The organism is Acinetobacter puyangensis (assembly GCF_900096995.1).
In the GTDB taxonomy this organism is placed as follows: Bacteria; Pseudomonadota; Gammaproteobacteria; order Pseudomonadales; family Moraxellaceae; genus Acinetobacter; species Acinetobacter puyangensis.
In genome coordinates this window covers 1-4,308 of the sequence record NZ_OANT01000026.1, presented here as the reverse complement: position 1 = coordinate 4,308, position 4,308 = coordinate 1, and the positions used below count along the sequence as shown (strand labels likewise).

The 4,308-nt window shown below is 37.5% G+C and carries 4 protein-coding genes; all 4 read left to right on the top strand.

Annotated elements, in window-relative coordinates; translation table 11 throughout:
* The first annotated feature begins 249 nt into the window (after window positions 1–249).
* The 4 genes from CRO21_RS17320 to CRO21_RS17305 all read left to right on the top strand — a co-directional run bounded on the left by CRO21_RS17320 (window position 250) and on the right by CRO21_RS17305 (window position 3,720).
* Window positions 250–1,146 carry an MlaA family lipoprotein gene (locus CRO21_RS17320; RefSeq protein WP_097080545.1) on the top strand — a complete coding sequence of 299 codons (897 nt, stop codon included), beginning with the start codon at window positions 250–252 and terminating at the stop codon, window positions 1,144–1,146.
* A 36-nt stretch (window positions 1,147–1,182) separates the two neighbouring features.
* A complete protein-coding gene (locus CRO21_RS17315) occupies window positions 1,183–2,154 on the top strand; it encodes a PP2C family protein-serine/threonine phosphatase (RefSeq protein ID WP_097080544.1) in 972 nt (323 codons plus the stop codon).
* Between the two features lie 180 nt (window positions 2,155–2,334).
* Window positions 2,335–2,859, top strand: a complete 525-nt coding sequence (gene gigB, locus CRO21_RS17310; protein WP_097080546.1) for an anti-anti-sigma factor GigB — start codon at window positions 2,335–2,337, stop codon at window positions 2,857–2,859.
* A 30-nt stretch (window positions 2,860–2,889) separates the two neighbouring features.
* Entirely contained in the window at window positions 2,890–3,720 is an 831-nt protein-coding gene (locus CRO21_RS17305; protein WP_097080543.1) for a carbon-nitrogen hydrolase family protein, read from the top strand.
* The last annotated feature ends 588 nt before the right edge of the window (window positions 3,721–4,308 follow it).

Sequence of the window (4,308 nt, the reverse complement as noted above, 5' to 3'; positions counted from 1 at the left end):
AAGTCCCAACTAACACCCTGTTTTTCAACAAGTTTTAATCTGCATCACCGCCGATGGATGTGCATTCTACAGCATTCACATACCAACGCAACCCCTTTTTATCAATTATTATTTTAATCGGTTATTTTACACTCAATACTAGGCTTTTGGGAATAGTTTTTCTGTTTCTTTGATCTTTTATATTTGTACTATTTATAAAGCTTGATATTATCAAACTATTGATTTCCTCAAATCTCAGAGAATTTTATAATGATCTATCCATCTATAAAGCTATTATTGATTGCTTCGATCAGCAGTGTTTCTTATTTGGCTTACGCAGAAGATGTTGGTCCAGTCGTAAATGAAGACAGCAGTGCATTGGATGACCAAGATGACATTTATAGTTTGGCAGCTTTAAAAAAAATTCAGCTCAATCAATTGAAAATTAATGCTTTGGCGAGTCAGCCTGTTTCTGTTAAAGATCCATTACAACCGCTTAACCGTAAAATTTTTACCTTTAATGATACGCTTGATCAATATGTGCTAAGACCTGTTGCTGTTCAATATCAAGCTAAAGTGCCTGAAGATGCCCGAAGTAGTTATACCAATTTCCGAACCAATCTTCGTGAACCATGGAATGCTGTCAATCAGATCCTTCAAGGAAAACCCAAAACAGCTGCAAAATCTTTAAGTCGATTTACAATTAATACCTTAACCAGTCTGGGTTTTGCAGATACTGCAAAAAGGTTAAAAATGGATAATGAAAAAGATGATTTAGGTATTACGTTAGGTGTTTGGGGGGTTTCATCTGGTCCTTACATTATGTTACCGTTCCTTGGACCTAGTACATTTCGGGATGGGGCGGCTACGATTGCAGATCGATATGCCAATGTACAACAATATGTTTTTGATGATGATAGATCATACTGGGCCAACAATGCCATAGATGCAATCAATACTAGAGCGCAGCTTTTATCTGTGGAAAGCATGCTTCATGGTGATAAATATTCTGCTATTCGTGATACGTACTTACAACAACGTGCTTATGTTATTGCAACTAAACGTGGGGAAGATATTGAATCAACAATGTTTGCGGATGATCCATTTGAGGATACCACCGATGAACAAGATGATCTTCCAGATGATGCTCAACAAACCGGAGAGTAAACTAAGTCTTTCTTGACTTGGTTTAACTTTGAATTTATGTATTTTGTTTATCCATCCAGAGTTTTGCGGCAGTTAGATCGTGCATTGGCTTTATTTGCAGAATTAGAGTGGATTAAATTATCTCAAGTTCAGCAATGTGATCCAAATCGTATCTATATTGCTGATGTTAAGGATTTTCTAAATCAGGATTGGGATTGTCCAACAATTGTTATCGCACGTGCAGAAGAAGGGCTGGAGCTAAGTCAGGCTTGGCAAAAAGGTGCGCTTGCGGGTTGGATCTGGGAAGATTTACCGGCACATCCTTTTGATACCCTTCAATTAATTGAAGCACAATATAAACGCAATCAAGATAGTCGTGATTTGCCCACTGCGGCAGATTTACAAAAACGTTTACTACCTAATCCAATACAAGTGAACCATTATTCTTTTGATACTTTGTTTCAGCCTTCTGCATATTTATCAGGTGACTGGTATGATTATTGGCGGGTTGATGAGGAGCATATCTTGTTTTATCTTGCTGATGTTTCCGGACATGGCGTGACAAGTAGCTTACTCACATCATGGATGGCAGCTTTTCATAAACGCGCAACCTCCCCTCAACAGCTAATTCAAAAGCTTAATGAGATGCTACTTAAAGAAAATATTGAAAAGCATATTACCATGGTAGCTGGAATACTTAACTTGAATACAAATACTATTACTTGTTGTAATGCTGGACATTTTCCGCCTGCAATTCATTTAATTCCAGGAGAAGAGCCTAGAATTTTAAATGCGAGTAGCTTTCCACTAGGTTTAACCGATGAGCTAACAATTGATGAAGTAACTTTATATATGCCGCCACACAGTCGTTTAATTTTATGTTCCGATGGTGCTCTAGAACCCTTTAAAGGTGGCCTAAATGATCAATTCCAACAATTAATTGACCAACTGGCTCAACATCAATTTACCCCACCTGATCAAGTCAATGATGATATTGCAATATTAAGTTTGACTCGCACGGAAAATTAATTTTTAAGAATTTCTTAATTTTATACATTGTAATGATTTTTATCAAAATAATAGATATAGATTGCTAGAAAAATTCGATAATACCTTAGTTTAATTTAATAATTTTGTTACTTTGTCTGCCTTGCGGACACTCGACAGCTATGTGATAATGGACGAATGTATTCTAAAAATGGCATTTCCATGTCAATAGGTCGTATCGAATATGCTAGCTTAAATGGCACGCACATCTTCAAGATTATTGGTGAAGTACGGGCACAGGCTTGCATAAGTTTAGATAATTTACTTAACAAAATAGATCAAAATTCCCAAATTATTGGCGCAATTGTTGATCTTACTGAAACTACCTTTATCGATAGTACAGTGCTGGGTATTCTGGCAAAGTTGGGGCTAAAACTTAAGCAGAATCATGGCATACAGGCTGTGATGTTGTCGACCAATCCTGATATTACGACACTGGCAAATAGTATGGGATTGAATCAAGTCTTTGTGATTCTTAATTATTGTGGCAATCCCAATGTATGTACAAAGACTTTGGTTGAAGACAATATTTCCCATGCCACCATGTTAAAAACTGTACTTGATGCCCACCGCACGCTTATGCAATTAAATGAAAGCAATCAAAATATGTTTGAACCGTTAGTAAAACAATTGCAAAAAGAGCAAGCCAGCATTCATGCAAATGATGAACAAAGCCAAAAAGCATAGTGCTTCTTAATATCCATAGAGGATCGCCGTATGACCAGACTTGCTGTCACTCAGCTTAATTCTCAAAATGATATTGATCAAAATTTTATTCGGGTTGAACAACTACTTAAACAAGCAAAAATACAACAGGCAGAGCTTTTTGTATTGCCAGAGAATTTTGCCTGTTTCGCTGCTGGTAAGCAAGCGGTCACAGCCCAGCGCTTTGATGAATTAAAACAACGAATAGAACAATTGGCATTTCAGTATCAAATCTGGATTGTTGCAGGAACATTACCCTGTCCTTATCGTCCAAATGGTGAGATTGTACCTGATGGTCGAGTGCGTACCGTCAGTCTATGCGTGAGTCCCGAAGGTAAAACCGTTGCACGTTATGACAAAATCCATTTATTCGATGTACAGGTTGCCGATGGTATCGGAGGTTATCAGGAATCCGCTGTGTTCGAACCTGGTGATGCATTGGTGGTGGCCAAAACACCTTTTGGTAATATTGGCCTCATGATTTGTTATGATCTACGCTTTCCAGAGTTATCATTAATGTTGCGTGCCCAAGGTGCAAATATTCTCACCGCACCAGCAGCATTCACCTATACAACCGGGCAAATGCACTGGAAGTTGCTATTACAGGCGCGGGCAATGGACAGCCAATGTCAAGTTTTAGGTTCTGCCCAACAAGGCTGGCATAGTAATGGTAAACGCCAGACTTGGGGTCATACCCTCGCCACCCAATCGCAAGGAAAAGTTTTGGCTGAAATTAACGAAGAAGGTAGTCAATTGATTGTCGTGCCTTTTGATCTCGAAGAGCAGAATAAAATCCGAGAAGCCATGCCATTGATACAACATCGCAAGTTGATTAATTTATAATTCGTCTATTCAACTAGGAGTGTTTTAAATATTGAGTTCATTACAGCATAATGAACGTCGAGCCATTGTTGCTGATCTAATGCATGTTTAAGCCATAAAATCCTTTCGCCCACAAAATCTTAGTCTACGGATTAAATCTTGGTTATTTTGAGTTTATGTTTTAACCTAAAAAGTCGAAAACTCGCCTCTTATCCGAAATAAGGCACTCTGTAATGCAATTTTTTGCAACAAAATATCCATGCTTATTTCCCTGCGCAACCCATCATTTCAAACCAAGTTCAGCCAAGAAATTTACCTCAGCAATGTTTCTTTATATTCCCCTCAGCCTACTGCCATTAAATCATATTTAAATTCAAAATCTTATGATAATTCATACAATCATAAAACAACTGCTAAACCATTAAAAAAAATATGGCACAGAGGCCATAAACCTTTTTCAATAAACTAAATCCATTGACATGATAAACTTGTTTGCATATCATTATAGACGACTGGTCTACTTTATAAATTATATGGTGATAATCGATGACAACACTACAGGCTAAAAAATCAGAAGAAAAAAGGCTGCATATACTCGATAGCAGTTTT

Excerpts from the sequence above, each read along its gene's own strand:
- gigB (WP_097080546.1), top strand. The coding sequence starts at position 2,335 with ATGTCAATAGGTCGTATCGAATATGCTAGCTTAAATGGCACGCACATC.
- CRO21_RS17320 (WP_097080545.1), top strand. The coding sequence starts at position 250 with ATGATCTATCCATCTATAAAGCTATTATTGATTGCTTCGATCAGCAGT.
- CRO21_RS17315 (WP_097080544.1), top strand. The coding sequence starts at position 1,183 with ATGTATTTTGTTTATCCATCCAGAGTTTTGCGGCAGTTAGATCGTGCA.
- CRO21_RS17305 (WP_097080543.1), top strand. The coding sequence starts at position 2,890 with ATGACCAGACTTGCTGTCACTCAGCTTAATTCTCAAAATGATATTGAT.